Raw genomic sequence first — 16,965 nt, forward strand, 5'->3', positions numbered from 1 at the left:
CCGCAAACACACCGTGCCACGTTCGATCATTCGACTATAGAGCAGTGATCCGGTCTTGCAAAGCCGCTTATCACCGAACTCCCCGATGCAAGGAGCATCGGCTACCAACATTGTCGCCTCCATCGCCACCTCCACAATCTGACATTATCGCTTCGACATACGCCAACGACGAAGGTTGCAGAAATGTGGGTACACAGTAGCGCGCATGCGGGAAAGACGGACCTTAAGTTAGCGGCATTACCCCTCACCGTAGCCCTACTTCCAGACCACGATCGCCTTGTCCGCGCGGCCGCCGGGGCGCGCGCTGTGTGCAATCAGGTCGGCCAGCGTCACCCCGTCGAGCACCTTCAGATACGCCGCCGTCGCCGCTTTCAGCACGCCCTTGAGCGCGCACGACGGCGCCAGCGTGCACGAGCTGCTCTCCGGATCGAAGCACTCGGCCATGTAAAAATCGGTCTCGCTGTGGCGCACCACCGCGCCGATATTGATCGCGTCCGGCTCGAGCCTGAGCCGCAGCCCGCCATTGCGCCCCCGCACCGTCTCCACCATGCCCGACAAGCCAAGCTGGTACACCACTTTCATCAGATGGTTCTTCGAAATGCCATGTACGTCGGCGATGTCCTGGATGGTGGCCAGGCGATCGCGGTGCATGCCCAGATAGATCAGGGTGCGCAGGGTGTAATCGGTGTAAGCGGTCAGTCGCATGGCGTTTCGGCTCGCGGTTGGGTGAAATGAGGCATTCAGTATACATCTATTGATCCAGATTACATTGCGGCGCGCTAAAGAAGTATTTAACTTGCTTGTTTAAATAGATGTATCTAGAATCCTTCTTTAACGGGCCGGACTGTACCGCCCCGTTCCAATAACAAGGAAACCACGCCATGCACGCCTCACGCAAACTATGGACCTGGCTCGCAGTCATCTGCGTCCTGTCCTTCGCCGTTCTCGGCTGGGTCGGGACCGAGATCTACCTGAAAGCTCCCCCGATTCCCCAACAAGTCACCAGCCGCCAGGGCGAGGTGCTGTTCTCCGAAGGCCAGGTGCAGCGCGGCCAGCAAGCCTGGCTCAGCGCCGGCGGCCAGCAGCTCGGCTCCGTCTGGGGACACGGCAGCTACCTCGCGCCCGACTGGTCGGCCGACTGGCTGCACCGCGAAGCGCTGGCCCTGCGCGAGATCTACGCCACCAAACAATTCGGCAAACCGTTCGCGCAGCTCGACTTCGAGCAGCAGGCCGCGCTGGGCGAACGCCTCAAGCGTGAAATGCGCGCCAACACCTGGGACGCGCGCACCGGCATCATCACCCTCTCGCCCGAACGCGCCCAGGCCGTGCGTGAAGTCGCCACCCACTACAGCGCCCTGTTCGGCGCCGACCCCGCTCTCGACGTCCTGCGCGAGCAATACGCCATGAGTTCGGGCAGCCTGACCGATCCCGACGACCTGCGCGCCCTGCCCGCCTTTATCTTCTGGTCGTCGTGGTCGGCGGCCGCCGACCGTCCGGGCGAAACCGCGATCAGCTACACCAGCAACTGGCCGCACGAACCGCTGGTCGGCAACGCCCCCACCGCCGGCGCCGGCATCTGGTCGATCGCCAGCATCATCCTGATGATCGCCGCGATCGCCGCCATGATCTTCTACCACGGCCGCGCCCACGAAGGCGACGACCCCGCGCCGCCGAAGACCGACCCGCTGTTCGACATGAAGCCGACCGCCTCGATGCGCGCCACCCGCAAGTACTTCTGGGTCGTCATCGCGCTGGTGCTGGCACAGGTCGGCATGGGCATCATCACCGCCCACTATGCGGTCGAAGGCCAGAGCTTCTTCGGCTTCCCGCTCGGCCAGATCCTGCCGTTCACCGTCAGCCGCACCATCCACACCCAGTTCGCCGTGCTGTGGATCGCCACCGCCTGGCTGGCCACGGGCCTGTACATCGCTCCCGCCATCTCGGGGCACGAACCGAAGTACCAGGCGCTCGGCGTCAACGTCCTGTTCTACGCGCTGCTGTTCATCGTGGCCGGTTCCACCGTCACCGGCTGGCTCGGCACCCTGCAACACATGGGCAACGACTACAGCTTCTGGATCGGCAACCAGGGCCTCGAATTCACCAGCATGGGCCGCGTGTGGCAAATCCTGCTGTTCGTCGGCCTGCTGATCTGGGTCCTGCTGCTCGGTCGCGGCCTCATGCCCGCCCTGCGCAAGCCATCCGAGAGCCGTGGCCTGATCGCCATGGTGTTCCTGGCAGCCCTGTGCATCGGCGGCTTCTACGCCACCTCGCTCACCTGGGGTCCGCGCACCCACTACGCCATGGTTGAATACTGGCGCTGGTGGCTGGTCCACCTGTGGGTCGAAGGCTTCTTCGAAGTATTCGCCACCGCCGTCATCGCCCTGCTGTTCACGCGCCTCGGCCTGATCGCCGCGTCCACCGCCAACAGCGCCATCATTCTGGAGACCATCGTGTTCCTGTTCGGCGGCATCCTGGGTACCTTGCACCACCTGTACTTCACCGGCACGCCGACGTTTGTGATCGCCATCGGCGCCATGTTCTCGGCACTGGAAGTGGTACCGCTGGCGATGATCGGCGTCGAAGCATGGCGCAATTACCAGCGCTCGAAAGCGGCGCCCTGGGTGCAAGCCTACAAATGGCCGATCCTGTGCTTCATCGCCGTCGGTTTCTGGAACGTGGTTGGCGCCGGACTGCTTGGTTTCACCATCAACACCCCGATCGCGCTGTACTACATGCAAGGCATGAACATGACCGCCGCCCACGGCCATGCAGCGCTGTTCGGCGTGTACGGCATGCTCGGCATCGGCCTGATGTTGTTCTGCCTGCGCGGCCTGACCGAGCGCGCCGCCTGGTCCGACAAACTGCTCGCCCCCATGTTCTGGAGCCTGAACATCGGCCTGGCGATGATGGTCTTCATGTCGCTGGTTCCTTCCGGGATCTACCAGGCCTGGGCCAGCGTCACGCAAGGCACCTGGTTTGCCCGCTCGCCGGAAGTGGTGCACTCGACGGTGATGGAAACGCTGGTCTGGCTGCGCGTGCCGGGTGACGTGGTGTTCGCGGCCGGCTGCGGCTTCCTGGCGCTGTTCGCCATCAAGCTCGCCACCGGGGCGCGTGGCAGCAATGTCGTCGTCGGCTCGGTCGTCCCGGGCAAACGCTAAGTCAGCCTTCCCCCGGCGGGCACTTCCAGCCGGGGTTTGCATCGATTACACTATCAGGAGTAACAACATGACACACGCAGTTTTTTCGACCGCTTCCATTGGTCTTTACCCGTTCGACGCGCGCGGCGTGGCCAAGCGCTTCCGGCACGCCGCCATTTTCGGCGCGCTGGCCGCGCTGGAGCCGGGCGAGACCATGCGCTTTTATAACGACCACGACCCGCTGCCGCTGCTGGCGCAGATCGAGGCCCATTTCGGTTCGCGCGTAACGATCGCCTATGTGGCGCGCGCGCCGGGCGAAATCATCATCGACTTCGGGATCGCCTGAAGGGAAAGAACAAAGAATGGGTTACCTGGCCGTCAAACACCTGCATATGAGCTGCGCGGCGCTCAGCATCTTCCTGTTCGCGCTGCGCGGCGTGTGGATGCTGCGCGACTCGCCCCGGCTGGGGCAGCGCTGGGTCAAGAGCGCGCCGCATGTCGTCGATTCGGTGCTGCTGGCCAGTGCCATCATCATGGTGGTATGGAGCGGCCAGTATCCGTTTGTGCAGCCGTGGCTGGGCGCCAAGGTGGTGGCGCTGGTGGTCTACATCGGGCTGGGCGTGGTTGCGCTCAAGCCGGGGCGCCCGAAAAGCGTGCGCGCCATTGCCTTCGGCGCGGCGCTGCTCACGGTCTTCTATATCGTCGCGGTTGCGCTGACACGACGCGTATTGATCGTTGGGTAGTGGTGGTTCGCATCACATCAACGCGATGTCTCGACAAGAATGTTCATGCCACTACGGCGTATCTTACGATAGCCTGGAAGCGACGACTGAGCAAATGAAACTCGGATTTGTGCATGAGGGAACGCTCCGGGACGTCAAATGCAAAACGGTTCGGGGACGAAAATTGGCAACGGTGAAGCGCTGGGAATGATTTTTCTTGGTGTTTTAGCTGTCGTCGGCATGGGACTGTACGACCTTTACAAACCTGCTAAAGAAACAGCTAAAGTCGTAACACAGGTAGCAAGCTGCGGAAAAAACGATTTGCAGTGCCGGGGAAGCAATACGCTGGGTAGCGCTGCGGTCTACTGCCGTTCACACGTCGAACGTTTGGCAACGCATGCGGTCAGGTGGACCGACAAAGCGCTGGAGCCTAAGTTCTCGCGATTTCGTTGGCGAGATCCGGTCGCAGGAGAAATTACCTATATCGGTGACAAAATTGAATTCCAAAATGGATTCGGCGCCTACACGCCAATTATCTATGAGTGTGACCTCGCTGCAGATGAAAAAACCGTACTTGACGTAAGGGTCCAAGAAGGACGTCTGCACTAAATCGCTTTTGCGTCGAGCGCGACCTGGTGTTCGCCGGCTTCGGTCCAGCGCGGATCATTCCATGAACCATCGGGTGACCAAGCCCATGCTCAACTTCAAATTGTTCCGGTCCGCCAGTTCCATGCTGGCTGGAATTGAGCTGATGCACATGATCCGAAAAGGGCAATTCGGGATCGACGGCGCCGATGCGATGCCATTCGTCGACCAATTTTTTACGCTCGCAGGGATGGTCCGCCCAGTTTGAGGGCCACAGTGCCGTTCCAGGAAAATTCCGTCCTTCGTTCAACAATGCGACAGAACCCGGCCCACTGGCGACTCGCCAGAATGCCTTGAAATACAATCTACATCAAGGAATTTCCAGAACGCAAACCTTAGCATTCTGATGACGGCTGCCTTTTGCAACGTCCAACAGAAAAAGAAAAGGTTTTATCATGCGCTCGCTTCCTCTCCGCCTCGCCGGCACCTGCCTGGCTACCGTTTCCGCCCTCCTTACGCTGCAAGCCCTGCCGGCCGTGGCCGCCGAACCGGCGCTGCCCGTCATCCACCAGGAACTGCTCGCGCCGCCCGCGCTGCCGCCGCAAATCACGCGCAAGACGCCGGCGCGCGTGGTCGTCAACCTGACCGTCGAGGAAATCGAACGCGAGATCGCACCGGGCACGCGCTACACCTTCTGGACCTTCGGCGGCACCGTCCCCGGCAAGATGATCCGCGTGCGCGAAGGCGATACGGTCGAACTGAACCTGCAAAACCTGGCCGGTAACAAGCTGCCCCACAATATCGACCTGCACGCGGTCACCGGTCCCGGTGGCGGCGCCGGGCAAACCCTGATCGCACCGGGCAACCAGGCCAGCTTCACCTTCAAGGCGCTGGCACCGGGCCTGTACGTTTACCACTGCGCCACCGCGCCGGTCGGCATGCACGTCGCGAACGGCATGTACGGCATGATCCTGGTCGAACCCAAGGAGGGCATGTCCAAGGTCGACAAGGAGTACTACGTCATGCAGGGCGACTTCTACACCACCGGCGGCTACCGCGCTCCCGGCCTGCAAGGCTTCGACATGCAGAAAGCGATCGACGAGCGCCCGACCTACGTGCTGTTCAACGGCGCCGACGGCGCACTGACTGGCCAGGGCACGCTGACCGCCAAGGCGGGCGACAAGGTGCGCATGTTCTTCGGCGTGGGCGGACCGAATACGGTGTCGAGCTTCCACATCATCGGCGCCATCTTCGACAAGGTCTATACCGAAGGCGGCAAGCATTTCCAGGAAAACGTGCAGACCACGCTGGTACCGGCGGGCGGTTCGACCATCGTCGAATTCGTGCCCAAGGTGCCGGGCAACCTGACCTTGGTCGACCACTCGCTCACGCGCGCCTTCAACAAGGGCGCGGTCGGCCTGATGGCGGTCAGCGGACCTGAGCGGCTTGACCTCTACGGCAAAGGCGTCAAGACCGCGCTAAACGGCGCCAAGCCGCCTGCCGTAGCGGCCAAGGCGCCACCGGTGCCGGCAGCGACCAGCGCGCAGCGCGTGCGCGGCAAGTCGGTCTACGATAACACCTGCGCGGCCTGCCATCTGCCGGACGGGAAAGGCGTTCCCGGCGTCTTCCCGCCGCTGGCCAATTCCGACTTTTTCCAGGAGCGGCCTTACGAAATGGCGCATATCGTGCTGCATGGCCGCAGCGGAGAGCTGGTCGTCAACGGCGAGCATTACAACTCGGTCATGCCGGCGCAGGATCTCGATGACGACGATGTCGCCGCCGTCATCAATTACGTCAGCACCGACATGAACGGCGGCAAAGCCGTCATCACGCCGGCCCAGGTCAAGCAGATGCGCCAGGTCAAAGCCAACTGACCGCGCCATGAAACGTCACCTGATCACGTTTGCCTGTGCGGCGCTGCTGGGCGGCGTCGCCGCCGCAGGCGAGTATGTGGCCCTGCCCGGCGGCGCGCTGCGCTCCGTCATGCCGGCCGACGGCAAGGATGCCCCGGCCATCGTGGCGCCGTTTTCGATGCGCAGCGCGCAGGTCAGCAACGCCGAATTCCGCCAGTTCGTGCTGGCGCATCCGGAGTGGCAGCGCGTCCAGGCGCCGGCGGTGCTGGCCGCGCCCACTTACCTGGCGGCGTGGCGCGGCGCCGCCGATCATGGCGCGCTGGCGCCGGACGCGCCGGTCACCAATGTCAGCTGGCACGCGGCGAACGCCTTTTGCGCCAGCGAAGGCGCGCGCCTGCCGCGCTGGCACGAATGGGAATACGCCGCCGCGGCCGACGCCACCCGTGCCGACGCCCGCGACGATCCCCAATGGCTGGAGCACATCCTCAACTGGTATGCCCATCCGGCCAGCACGCCGCCGTCGCGGGTGCGCGCCAATGCCCCGAATTTTTACGGCCTGTACGACATGCACGGCCTGGTGTGGGAATGGGTCGAGGACTACAGCGCGCTGTTCGTCAGTGCCGATAGCCGCAGCCAGGACCCGCGCAAGCAGCTCGATTACTGCGGCGGCGCGGCGCTCTCGCTGGGCGACCGCCGCAACTACGCGGTGCTGATGCGCATCGCCCTGCTGGCCGCGATGGAAGGCGCGCAGGATGGCGGCTACCTGGGCTTTCGCTGCGCGCGCGACGCCGCCAATACACCCCATCCGAAAGACTCACCATGAACACCTTCAATCCCGTGCGCCGCGCGCTCTTGCGCGCGAGCGTGCTGGCCGCCAGCGTTATCGCGGCCCCGCTGGCGCACGCCGATGCGCTGCCGGCCGATTCGCTGTACCGCCTTTCGGTCCCGCTCAAGGACAGCCAGGGGCGCCAGTTCGACTGGCGCGCGCTGGCCGGCCGCCCGCTGCTGGTGACCATGTTCTACGGCGACTGCAACGCGGCCTGCCCGATCATCATCGAAAACCTGCGCCGCACGGTCGACGCGGTCAAGCCCGCACCGGACCGGCTGGCGGTGCTGATGGTCAGCCTGGACCCGCTGTACGACACGCCAGGCTCGCTGGCCGACCTGGCCAGATCGCACAAGCTCGATCCGGCCATCTTCCGCCTGGCGGTGGCCGCCAACGAAACGCATACGCGCGCCATGGCCAGCGCATTGCAGGTCAAGTACCGCGCCGTCACCAAGGGCGAAATCAACCACACCACGCGCGTGTGCCTGCTCGACGCCGGGGGCAAGCTGCTCGCAAGCAGCACGCAGCTCAGCCCTCTGCCCGACCCCGCGTTTGTCGCCCAGATCCGGCTCGCGGTCAAATAGCCGGCCCCGAAACCAACCTGGATCAAGGATTTTAAAGACGCGCGAAAACTTCGTTGACCACACTATATACAGTCACTAACCTCTCTCCATGCACTACATCTTGTGCCTCATGGAGAGCAAATGATCAATCCACCGCTTCACTTCCCCACCCACATCCGCAAGCGCGACGGCGCCGTCAAGCCGTTCGACGCCAGCCGCATCAAGTCGGCCATGCAGCGCGCCGCGCAGGCCAGCGGCGAGTTCGATGCCGGCACCGCCCACCGTCTGACCTGGAACGCGGTGCTGCCCGCGCTGTCGGCACTGGGCATGGACACCCCCGGCGTCGAGCAAGTCCAGGACATGGTGGAAAGCGCCCTGTTCGACGCCGGCCACCGCGCCACCCTGCGCGCCTTTGTCGTGTATCGCGAGCAGCACCACGGACTGCGGCGCGACCGCAAAAGCCTGATCGACGTCGAAGCGTCGATGAACGAATACCTGGAGCAGCGCGACTGGCGCGTCAACGCCAACGCCAACCAGGGCTACTCGCTGGGCGGCCTGATTCTCAATGTCTCGGGCAAGGTGATCGCCAACTACTGGCTCGACCACGTGTATCCGCCCGCCGTGGGCGCGGCCCACCGCAGCGCCGACCTGCACATCCACGATCTCGACATGCTGGCCGGTTACTGCGCCGGCTGGTCGCTGCGCACACTGCTGCACGAAGGCTTGAATGGCGTGCCGGGCAAGATCGAATCGGCGCCGCCGAAACACATGTCGAGCGCCATCGGCCAGATCGTCAACTTCCTCGGCACCTTGCAAAATGAATGGGCGGGCGCCCAGGCATTCAGCTCTTTCGACACCTACATGGCGCCGTACGTGCGCGTCGACTCGCTCAGCTACGAGAGCGTCAAGCAGTACATCCAGGAGCTGATCTACAACCTGAACGTCCCCTCGCGCTGGGGCACCCAGACGCCGTTCACCAACCTCACCTTCGACTGGGTATGCCCGGAAGACCTGCGCGAGCAGGTGCCGCACATCGCCGGCGCCGACATGCCGTTTACCTATGGCGACTTGCAGGGCGAGATGGACATGATCAACCGCGCCTACATCGAAATCATGATGACCGGCGACGCCAAGGGCCGCGTGTTCACTTTTCCGATCCCGACCTACAACATCACCGAGGACTTTGCGTGGAACAGCCCGAACGCGGAACTGCTGTTTGAGATGACGGCGCGCTACGGCCTGCCCTACTTCCAGAACTTCCTCAACTCCGAACTGAAGCCGAACATGATCCGTTCGATGTGCTGCCGCCTCCAGCTCGACCTGCGCGAACTGCTCAAGCGCGGCAACGGCCTGTTCGGATCGGCCGAACAAACCGGCTCGCTCGGCGTGGTGACCATCAACTGCGCGCGCCTGGGCTACCTGCATGCGGACGACGAGGAAGGCCTGTTCGAGGCGCTCGACCGCCTGCTCGACCTGGGCCGCGACAGCCTGGAAATCAAGCGCAAGGTCATCCAGCGCCACATGGACAATGGCCTGTTCCCGTACACGAAGCGCTACCTCGGCACCTTGCGCAATCACTTCTCGACCCTGGGCGTGAACGGCGTCAACGAGATGATCCGCAATTTCACCTGGGGCGAGCACGATATTGCAAGCGACTGGGGCCACGCCTTCGCCCTGCGCCTGCTGGACCACGTGCGCGCGCGCATGCTCGAATTCCAGGACCAGACCGGCCATATGTACAACCTCGAAGCGACGCCCGCCGAAGGCACCACCTACCGTTTCGCGCGCGAAGACCGCAAGCGCCATCCGGACATCCTGCAGGCCGGCACCGACGCCATGCCCTACTACACCAACTCCTCGCAACTGCCGGTCGGCTTTACCGACGACCCGTTCGAGGCGCTGGAGCGGCAGGACCCACTGCAGCGCAAGTACACCGGCGGCACCGTGCTGCACCTGTACATGAGCGAACCGCTGTCGAGCGCCGACGCCTGCCGGCAGCTGGTCAAGCGCGCCCTTGGCCGCTTCGGCCTGCCCTACATCACGGTCACGCCCACCTTTTCGATCTGCCCCAAGCACGGTTATCTGGGGGGCAGCCATCCATTTTGTCCCAAATGCGATCTTGACCTGATCGCGCGCAAGCAACGCGAACTTGCCTAAACACTTTGCGTAACCACTAAAGGAGTTATCCATGTCAGACCTGAGCCAAGCCGTATTTTTCGTACCCCAAACCATCACCCTCACCGATGCCGAACGCCAGCCGTGTGAAGTCTGGACCCGCGTGATGGGTTATCACCGCCCGGTGTCGTCCTTCAATACCGGCAAGAAGGGCGAGTTCCACGAACGTACCTGGTTCAACGAGCGCGCCATTGCGGCGCGCAGCTAGCGTGGGCGCCGGCGCGCTGCGGGTGGGCGGGGTCACCGCCTTTACCGCGACCGATTTCCCCGGCAAACTGGCGGCCGCGGTGTTCATTCAGGGCTGCCCGTGGCGCTGCGGCTACTGCCACAATCCGCACTTGCAGCCGCGCCGGCGCGGGCCGCACTCGTGGGCCGACGTGATGGCGCTGCTAGTGCGGCGCGCCGGCTTGCTCGACGGCGTGGTGTTCAGCGGCGGCGAGCCGACCATGGACCCGGCGCTGCCGTTTGCCATGACGGCGGTGCGCCAGATCGGCCTTGCGGTCGGGCTGCACACCGCGTGCATCTACCCGCGCCGGTTGAAGGAAGTGCTGCCGCTGGTCGATTGGGTGGGGTTTGATATCAAGGCCCCGTTCGACGCGTATCAGAGGGTGACGGGCGTGGCCGGCAGCGGCGAGCCGGCGCGTGCTTGCCTGGAGATGATCGTCGCCAGCGGCGTGGCGCATGAGTGCAGGACCACGCTGCATCCGGCGCTGTTGTCGGAAGCCGAGGTTGAGGGCTTGGCCGGTACGCTGGCCGGTGCGGGAGTGCGCAATTACGCCATCCAGACCTTCCGCGCGCAGGGCTGCGCCGATGCCGGCTTGAATGCGACGGCGGGTACTGTCATGAGCGCAGCGGCGCTGCAACGCATCGGGGCGCGCTTCGAGACCTTCGTACTGCGGCCCGCGTAAGACAGGCACCAAGTTCCAACCCGTTACGATCCGTCGTCTCCGGCACTGCCGGAGACGACGGATCTACGGGTTTCGTCCTAAAAGCCTGGCATCGGTGCGCAACTGTTCCGCCAATTGATCGGCGTGCGCCTTGTCAAAGTCGGCATGCATCTTCTTGCGCACCCCAAGTTCACTGAGCAGCACATGCTGGTCCGGCACCACGCCATGCTGCGCCAGGCACTGGCGCGCGCACGCGAGCGGACAACCGTCGATCGCCAGCACCGGGCGCCCCGAGCGGGCCAGCCTGACCAGCGGCGCCACGCCGCCGCCCACGCCGGCGATGCACGACATTTCAGCCGCGCCGTTGCGGTCGAGCGACAGCGCCAGGTAATTGGCCATCTGCGCCGCGCTCGAACATCCCGAACACGAATACACCAGCGGCAGCACCGCCCTGTCGGTACCCATCATCAACCTCCCTTACATGGCAGAACCCCGGCGCCAGCGCGCCGGCAGCAAACGCTCCGGATCGAACAGCGCAACGTCAATCGCGTCGAGCGTGTTCTTCACCAGCAGCCCCAGTTCGGTGTCGCCCTCCATTGTCAGGCGACGTGCAAAAAACAGTGTGTCCGGATCTTCGCGGCGCTGCGCCAGCAGCAAAAAGTCGCGCGCGCTGGCGCCGATCGACAGGTCCGGCTTCTGCTGCGGCGCAATTGCCACGAAGCGCGATCCGTGCCAGCTCACATCGAAGCGCAGGCCGGCATCGTTGACGACGATGCAAATCGAGCGATTCTGCATGGCCGCACGCACGTCACCGGGCAGGTGCGGCCCGAGCACGCGCGTCAAGCCGGCTGCAAACAGCAGCGAACCGGGAAAACGCGGCAGGCGCCCAAGCACGCCGGCCAGCGGCTTGGGCAACAGCGGATACGCGTGCGGCTTCATGCTGCCTCCCGCTTGTCGAACGCCATGCCTGGTTTACCGTGCCAGTAGCCGTCGCAGGCTGCCGCCGGCATCAACGGCGCCAGGACCGCCTGCGCCTGGACCGTGTCGATCTGGCCGTGGCGCGCGCGGTCGAACAGCGCCACCACCGCGTCGGTATGCTGCGCCTGTGGGCTGATACGCAGCACGTCCACGCCCATCGACGCCAATACCGTCATTTCGCCCAGCAGGTTATACACCAGGTGCGACTGGATCTGGGTGCCGTTCAGGATCAAAAAGGTATCGGCGTCGCGCGTGCGCAGTTCCAGTCCGTCCGGGTGCGCCATGCAGCTGAACTGGCAATCGTCCTTGCCCAGGTTGCGGTGGCGCGCCGTAAAGCAGCGCGCGGAAAACGCCAGCGGCATGCGCCCGTAGGCGAATACCTCGGTCTCCAGCCCCGCCGGGCGGCTTTGCTGCATCGTCGCCAGTGCGGCGCGGCCCATCTCCAACGGCATGACCCAGCGCCGTGCGCCCAGTTGCGCCATCAGCGCCACGCTGTCTTCGTTGTACAGGTTCAGGTGCGGGCCGGCCACGAACGGCAGCGTGCCGTCCAGGCAGTGCACCGCGCCGATATCGTTCGCTTCGATCGCAAAGCGCCCGTTGGAGGTGAGTTTGCGCAGGTTGGCCAGGTCGCTGCCCGATTCGAGCAGGGCCTGGGTCGAGAGCACCACCTCCTTGCCGGCGTCGGCCAGCATGGCTGCGAGCGAGAGCCAGTCGGGCAGGCGCAGCTCGTGGCGGCGCGAGCACACCGTTTCGCCAAGGTAGACGATATCGACCGAGCTTGCCGCCACTGATTCGTAGAATGCCATCATCGTATCGCGCGGCCAGTAGTACAACACCGGTCCGAGGGCCAGTTTCATCATCGTGCCTCCCTTATTTCCATGAGCGGTGGTAGGCGCCCAGCGTGTGCTGCTGCCCCTCCGCCACCTTGTTCAGATCTGCCATCCATGCCTGTTTGGCCGAAAACCGCAGCGGACTGGCGTGGTACTGGTCAATCGCTTCGCGCCACACGCGCGTTACCTGCGCCACGTAGGCGGGACTGCGCTGGCGCCCTTCGATCTTGATCGCGCTTACGCCCAGTTCGATCAACTGCGGTAGCAGTTCCAGCGTGTTCAGGCTGGCCGGCTCCTCGATCGCGTAAAACTGTTCGCCGGCGACGTCGAAGCGTCCCTTGCACAGGGTTGGATAATTGGCCTGCTCGCCGTCGGCGTAGCGGTCGATCAGCACATCGTTCAGGCGCGACTCCAGTCCGGCCGGAGTCTGCTGCCAGCGCACCGCCTTGGCCGGCGAACACACGCCATGCGTGTTGGGCGACTCGCCCGTGGCGTACGACGACAGCGCGCAGCGCCCTTCGACCATCACGCACAGGCTGCCGAAGCCGAAGACCTCGATTTCGACCGGCGTATTGCGCACGACCTGCTCCACCTGCGCCACCGACAGCACCCGCGGCAGCACCGCGCGCGCAATGCCGAAGTGGCGGTGGAAGAAGTTGATGGCCTCGTAATTGGTGGCCGAACCCTGCACCGACAGGTGCAGCCGCAGCGCCGGATAGCGCTCGGCGGCGTAGCGCATCAGGCCCGGGTCGGCCAGGATGATGGCGTCGATGCCGGCGCCGGCGGCGCGGTCGATGGCGCGCCGCCACAAGGCGCCGGCGGCCGGCTGCGGATAGGTGTTCAGCGCCAGCAGCACCTTGCGCCCACGCGCGTGGCTGTAGGCGATGCCCTGTTCGATCGCGGCTTCGTCGAAGTTCAGGCCGGCGAAGTTGCGGGCGTTGGTCGCATCGCGAAAACCGAGGTAGACGCAGTCGGCGCCATTGTCCACGGCCGCCTTGAGGGCCGGCAGGCTACCGGCCGGGCACACCAGTTCGAACGGCGTGGCGCCGTCGGAGGAATTTGACATCATGTTCATTCGTCGTAAGGTGGGGGACTGCACTGTAGCCCGGCGGCCGTCCTAAAATCTTTGACCTGCATCAAGGATTTTTGGACTGCGAAGCGGCGACAATGACGCCATGCACAAACAGCAGGAGAGGACGATGGACACAATCGGAAGCTATCTCGAAGCCGACCATGTGCGCTGCGACGCGCTGTTCGCAGACGCGCGGCGCGCGGTGCGCAAGGGCCTGTGGCGCGAAGCGGGGCATGCATTCGCCACCTTCTGCCACGCGCTCGAACGGCATTTGCTGATGGAGGAGCGGATCGTGTTTCCGGCGTTTGAAAGAGCCATCGGCGCCGCCAGCGCGCCCACCGCATCCATGCGCAGCGAGCACCTGCGCATTCGCGGCGTAGTGCAGCGCTTGTCGAACTCGCTGCGCGAACGCGACACCGAAGCCTTCCTCGATCATGCCAATACGCTCGGCATCGTGCTGTACCAGCACAGCGAAAAGGAAGAAGGCGTGCTCTATCCAATGATCGAGCGGGTGCTGGCGCCGAGCCGCCACAAGCTGGTGGCGGCCATGCGGGACTTCGGTGCGCTGGACCAGATGGCCAGCGCCGCATGAACGCCACCAGCCCGCAAACCCACCACATCGACGTGCGCGGCCTGGAGCCGCCCGAGCCGCTCGAACGCGTGCTCGATGCGCTCGACCGCCTGCCCGAAGGCGACCACCTGTGCATGCTGATCGAACGCGAACCGCGCCCGCTGTACCGCATCCTGTCGCAAAACGGCTACGGCCACGCCACCACGGCGCTGCCCGACTACCTGTACGAAGTGCGCATCTGGCGCCGCGTGCCGGCCGCCTGACCCATGCAGCGCACCCTCTCGCTCGAACAATCGCCGCCGCTCGGCGCGGTGCTGCGATTTTTTCTGGCCACGCCGCTGTTCGCGCTGCTGGCCGCCGCGCTGCTGCTGTGGCAGGGCGCGCCGGCGCTGGCCTCGCGCTGGTCGCCGGCCACGCTGGCGCTCACCCACCTGCTCACCCTCGGCACCCTGGGCATGGCCATGACCGGCGCGCTGATCCAGATTCTGCCCGTGGTGGCCGGCGTGTCGCTGCCGCGTGCGCGCATCCTGGCGCCGGGCGTGCATGCGTTGCTGGCCGGCGGTACGGCCGCCTTGTGCTGCGCCTTCCTGTTCACGCAGCCCTGGCTGTTCGGACTCGCGCTGGCCCTGCTGCTGCCCGGCTTTGGGTGGCTGATCGGCGCTCTCACAGTCGCCTTGTGGCAGATGCCGCCGCCCGGCGCGATCCCGATGACGGCCACCGTCCGGCTGGCGCTCGGCAGCCTGATCGTGACGGTGACGCTTGGCGCGCTGATGGCGTGGGCCTTCGCCTGGCCGGCCCAGGCCGCGCCGCTGCCGCTGATGCTGGTCACCGACCTGCATGCGCTGTGGGGTGTGTTCGGATGGGGCGGATTGCTGCTGGCCGGGGTATCGTTCCAGGTGGTGCCGATGTTCCAGGTCACGCCGCTGTACGACAAACCGCTGCCGCAAGTGCTGGGCGTAGCGATCTTTTTGCTGCTGGTGCTGTGGAGCGTGAGCGCCACCGCCCTGCGCGCGCGCCTGCCCTGGATCGACGCGCTGGCCAGCGCGCTGGTACTTAGCGCCTACGGCATCTTCGCGCTGGCCACCCTGCGCCTGCTGGCGCGCCGCAAACGAGCGCAGGCCGACGCCATGACCCTGTTCTGGCGCCTGGCCATGGCCAGCATGCTCGCCTGCGCGGCGCTGTGGGCGCTGCCGGCCGGCGTGGCGGGCGATGGCCGCACCCTGGCAATGGGCGTGCTGATGCTGGTGGGGTTTTTGTACTCGACGATCAACGGCATGCTGTACAAGATCGTGCCCTTCCTGGTCTGGCGTGAGCTGCAGGAACGCGCCGCCGAAGGCCAGCGCGCCCCGGCCATCAAGACGCTCATTCGCGACGAGGTGGCGCAGCGCCAGTTCTGGCTGCATGCCGCAGCCCTGGCCCTGCTACTGGCGGCCTGCTGGTGGCCGGCGCTGCTGGCGCGCCCGGCGGCCGTGGCCATGGGCCTGTCGTCCGGCTGGCTGCTGGTGAATTTGTCAGTAGCGCTGCGGCGCGGCTACAGTTCGATGGTCACCAGCGTGTCGCACAGCGCCGTGGACGGAAAATCCGTGGTGCGGTAGCGCGGTGGATAGCTGGAGTCAAACAGAACCAGGGCGCCGGTCTTGCTCGCCAGTTCGTCCCAATGTACGGCAACCATCCCGAGCGGCTGGCCGTCCGCATCGAGCCGGTTCAACACCACCATGTCGGTCTTCGGCAGCAGGGTCGCAACGTCCTCGGTCCAGACGCTCATCGTCACCAGCTTGCCGTCGGGGCCGCGCATCAATTCGCAACCCGCGACGTAAATGTCGATCCCTTTGCGTTCGTGGAATTTGTCGATCCTTTCTTTCTGCAGGCGGTAGTCGAAGGCCATCGTCTTCAGCTGCAGCGGCATGAGCGCGGCGGCCACCTGTTCATCGGGCACGTACTGCACCGGCCGGCCGTTCTGGAAACGGTACATCAGCGTCGACACCTGCCGTGCTTCCTCTTCCCCAAAACGCTGCGCCAGGTCGACCATGGCCAGCATGCCTGCGAGGTTGTTGGCGCAGGTGGCAAGCAGGCATCCGCGCGTGGGAATCATCATGACCGGCTCGCCGCCCAGGTCCAGCTGGTACACCAAGTCCGGCAGCAGCAGGCGCGAGGTATCATAAGAATCGCTCCAGGTACCGACAAACACCCCCGGCGCGACTTGTTCAAAACGCGATACGCTGCGCTCGCGCAGATTGTCCAGCGCAATCGGCAGGCACTCCTCGATATTCACGCCCCACTCTTTCAGGGTCGCTGTGCCGAGCGTCTGGAGTGCGTGCTCGCCGTCGTGCGCCAGCATCAGCACCGTGTCGTCGCTGAACGGCAGCGCTGCCAGTGCATCGCCCGGGTCGTCGCTGCCGGCCAGCTGGTCGAGCCGCATGAACTCCGGCATGGCGCGATTGCGCAGGATCGGCAGCAGGTTTGCGCGGGCATCGGCCAGGCTCGTGGGAACCGTGGGCGGTGCAAACCCGGTGGCGTACTCGGCAATGATCTGCGCACGATCCCCCTTCGCTGCCCTGCAGTAGTCGTTGTAGGCGTTGTACAGGTTGATCACCCGGCTGCCATCGCTGCCGATGACCAGGCTGAAAGCGTCCTGATCGAAACGGATCGGCTCTGTGATGCCCTGCTGCCGGATGGTATCGCTCATCAGCGTGGCAAATTTGGCAGGTGTCGGCTTCAAGCTGAACAGGTCAATGATTCCCACGGGTGCCTCGCATGCGTAAAATT

19 protein-coding genes and 1 pseudogene are annotated in these 16,965 nt (G+C 64.8%); 14 read left to right on the forward strand and 6 right to left on the reverse strand.

The window, feature by feature from the left end; genetic code table 11:
- Positions 1-255: 255 nt before the first annotated feature.
- Entirely contained in the window at positions 256-705 is a 450-nt protein-coding gene (locus tag F1609_RS27275) for an RrF2 family transcriptional regulator (protein ID WP_167079962.1), read from the reverse strand.
- A 176-nt stretch (positions 706-881) separates the two neighbouring features.
- On the opposite strand from F1609_RS27275, the gene F1609_RS27280 reads away from it, so the two are divergent.
- From F1609_RS27280 to F1609_RS27330, 11 genes and pseudogenes are all read left to right on the forward strand, one after another.
- Positions 882-3,158, forward strand: coding sequence for a nitric-oxide reductase large subunit (locus F1609_RS27280; RefSeq protein WP_167079964.1), 2,277 nt, complete (start codon positions 882-884; stop codon positions 3,156-3,158).
- 67 nt (positions 3,159-3,225) lie between these two features.
- On the forward strand, positions 3,226-3,483 hold the full coding sequence (locus tag F1609_RS27285; protein ID WP_166881875.1) for a DUF2249 domain-containing protein: 258 nt from the start codon (positions 3,226-3,228) through the stop codon (positions 3,481-3,483).
- Positions 3,484-3,499: 16 nt separating this feature from the next.
- Positions 3,500-3,880: a SirB2 family protein gene (locus F1609_RS27290; protein WP_167079966.1), complete on the forward strand. Its 381-nt coding sequence runs from the start codon at positions 3,500-3,502 to the stop codon at positions 3,878-3,880.
- A gap of 138 nt (positions 3,881-4,018) precedes the next feature.
- The gene (locus F1609_RS27295) at positions 4,019-4,468 is read left to right on the forward strand and encodes a zinc ribbon domain-containing protein (protein ID WP_167079969.1); all 450 of its coding nucleotides are present in this window, start codon (positions 4,019-4,021) and stop codon (positions 4,466-4,468) included.
- Between the two features lie 52 nt (positions 4,469-4,520).
- A pseudogene (locus tag F1609_RS27300) lies at positions 4,521-4,712 on the forward strand (IS6 family transposase); the annotation flags it as partial.
- A gap of 187 nt (positions 4,713-4,899) precedes the next feature.
- Positions 4,900-6,318 carry a copper-containing nitrite reductase gene (gene nirK, locus F1609_RS27305; protein ID WP_167079971.1) on the forward strand — a complete coding sequence of 473 codons (1,419 nt, stop codon included), beginning with the start codon at positions 4,900-4,902 and terminating at the stop codon, positions 6,316-6,318.
- Positions 6,319-6,325: 7 nt separating this feature from the next.
- Positions 6,326-7,120: a formylglycine-generating enzyme family protein gene (locus F1609_RS27310; RefSeq protein ID WP_167079973.1), complete on the forward strand. Its 795-nt coding sequence runs from the start codon at positions 6,326-6,328 to the stop codon at positions 7,118-7,120.
- Positions 7,117-7,707, forward strand: a complete 591-nt coding sequence (locus tag F1609_RS27315) for an SCO family protein (RefSeq protein WP_167079975.1) — start codon at positions 7,117-7,119, stop codon at positions 7,705-7,707. The genes F1609_RS27310 and F1609_RS27315 overlap by 4 nt, the downstream gene beginning before the upstream one ends.
- 120 nt (positions 7,708-7,827) lie before the next feature.
- Positions 7,828-9,843, forward strand: a complete 2,016-nt coding sequence (locus F1609_RS27320) for a ribonucleoside triphosphate reductase (protein WP_167079977.1) — start codon at positions 7,828-7,830, stop codon at positions 9,841-9,843.
- A gap of 31 nt (positions 9,844-9,874) precedes the next feature.
- The gene (gene nrdD / locus F1609_RS35125) at positions 9,875-10,069 is read left to right on the forward strand and encodes an anaerobic ribonucleoside-triphosphate reductase (RefSeq protein WP_167079979.1); all 195 of its coding nucleotides are present in this window, start codon (positions 9,875-9,877) and stop codon (positions 10,067-10,069) included.
- Positions 10,053-10,769: an anaerobic ribonucleoside-triphosphate reductase activating protein gene (locus F1609_RS27330; RefSeq protein WP_196785499.1), complete on the forward strand. Its 717-nt coding sequence runs from the start codon at positions 10,053-10,055 to the stop codon at positions 10,767-10,769. Before nrdD ends, F1609_RS27330 begins: the two co-directional genes overlap by 17 nt.
- 63 nt (positions 10,770-10,832) lie before the next feature.
- On the opposite strand, the gene F1609_RS27335 is transcribed toward F1609_RS27330, so the two are convergent.
- Genes F1609_RS27335 through ubiU form a run of 4 tightly spaced genes read right to left on the reverse strand, consistent with a single transcriptional unit; the run spans position 10,833 to position 13,625 of the window.
- Positions 10,833-11,213, reverse strand: a complete 381-nt coding sequence (locus tag F1609_RS27335; protein ID WP_167080118.1) for a putative zinc-binding protein — start codon at positions 11,211-11,213, stop codon at positions 10,833-10,835.
- Between the two features lie 12 nt (positions 11,214-11,225).
- Positions 11,226-11,687: a ubiquinone anaerobic biosynthesis accessory factor UbiT gene (gene ubiT / locus F1609_RS27340; protein WP_167079981.1), complete on the reverse strand. Its 462-nt coding sequence runs from the start codon at positions 11,685-11,687 to the stop codon at positions 11,226-11,228.
- Positions 11,684-12,586 carry a ubiquinone anaerobic biosynthesis protein UbiV gene (ubiV, locus tag F1609_RS27345; protein WP_229422095.1) on the reverse strand — a complete coding sequence of 301 codons (903 nt, stop codon included), beginning with the start codon at positions 12,584-12,586 and terminating at the stop codon, positions 11,684-11,686. Before ubiV ends, ubiT begins: the two co-directional genes overlap by 4 nt.
- A 10-nt stretch (positions 12,587-12,596) precedes the next feature.
- On the reverse strand, positions 12,597-13,625 hold the full coding sequence (gene ubiU, locus F1609_RS27350; RefSeq protein ID WP_441294935.1) for a ubiquinone anaerobic biosynthesis protein UbiU: 1,029 nt from the start codon (positions 13,623-13,625) through the stop codon (positions 12,597-12,599).
- A 130-nt stretch (positions 13,626-13,755) separates the two neighbouring features.
- Here ubiU and F1609_RS27355 point away from each other — a divergent pair, with 130 nt between their 5' ends.
- Genes F1609_RS27355 through F1609_RS27365 form a run of 3 tightly spaced genes read left to right on the forward strand, consistent with a single transcriptional unit; the run spans position 13,756 to position 15,794 of the window.
- Positions 13,756-14,220, forward strand: a complete 465-nt coding sequence (locus tag F1609_RS27355; RefSeq protein ID WP_167079985.1) for a hemerythrin domain-containing protein — start codon at positions 13,756-13,758, stop codon at positions 14,218-14,220.
- Positions 14,217-14,462, forward strand: coding sequence for a DUF2249 domain-containing protein (locus F1609_RS27360; RefSeq protein WP_167079987.1), 246 nt, complete (start codon positions 14,217-14,219; stop codon positions 14,460-14,462). Before F1609_RS27355 ends, F1609_RS27360 begins: the two co-directional genes overlap by 4 nt.
- Positions 14,463-14,465: 3 nt before the next feature.
- Entirely contained in the window at positions 14,466-15,794 is a 1,329-nt protein-coding gene (locus tag F1609_RS27365) for a permease (RefSeq protein ID WP_187363151.1), read from the forward strand.
- Here the strand turns inward: F1609_RS27365 and F1609_RS27370 are convergent.
- Positions 15,731-16,942 carry a DUF1444 domain-containing protein gene (locus F1609_RS27370; protein WP_167079989.1) on the reverse strand — a complete coding sequence of 404 codons (1,212 nt, stop codon included), beginning with the start codon at positions 16,940-16,942 and terminating at the stop codon, positions 15,731-15,733. The two genes, F1609_RS27365 and F1609_RS27370, sit on opposite strands and share 64 nt — an antisense overlap.
- Between the last annotated feature and the right edge of the window lie 23 nt (positions 16,943-16,965).

It is taken from the genome of Massilia aquatica (genome assembly GCF_011682045.1).
Classification (GTDB): Bacteria; Pseudomonadota; Gammaproteobacteria; order Burkholderiales; family Burkholderiaceae_D; genus Telluria_A; species Telluria_A aquatica.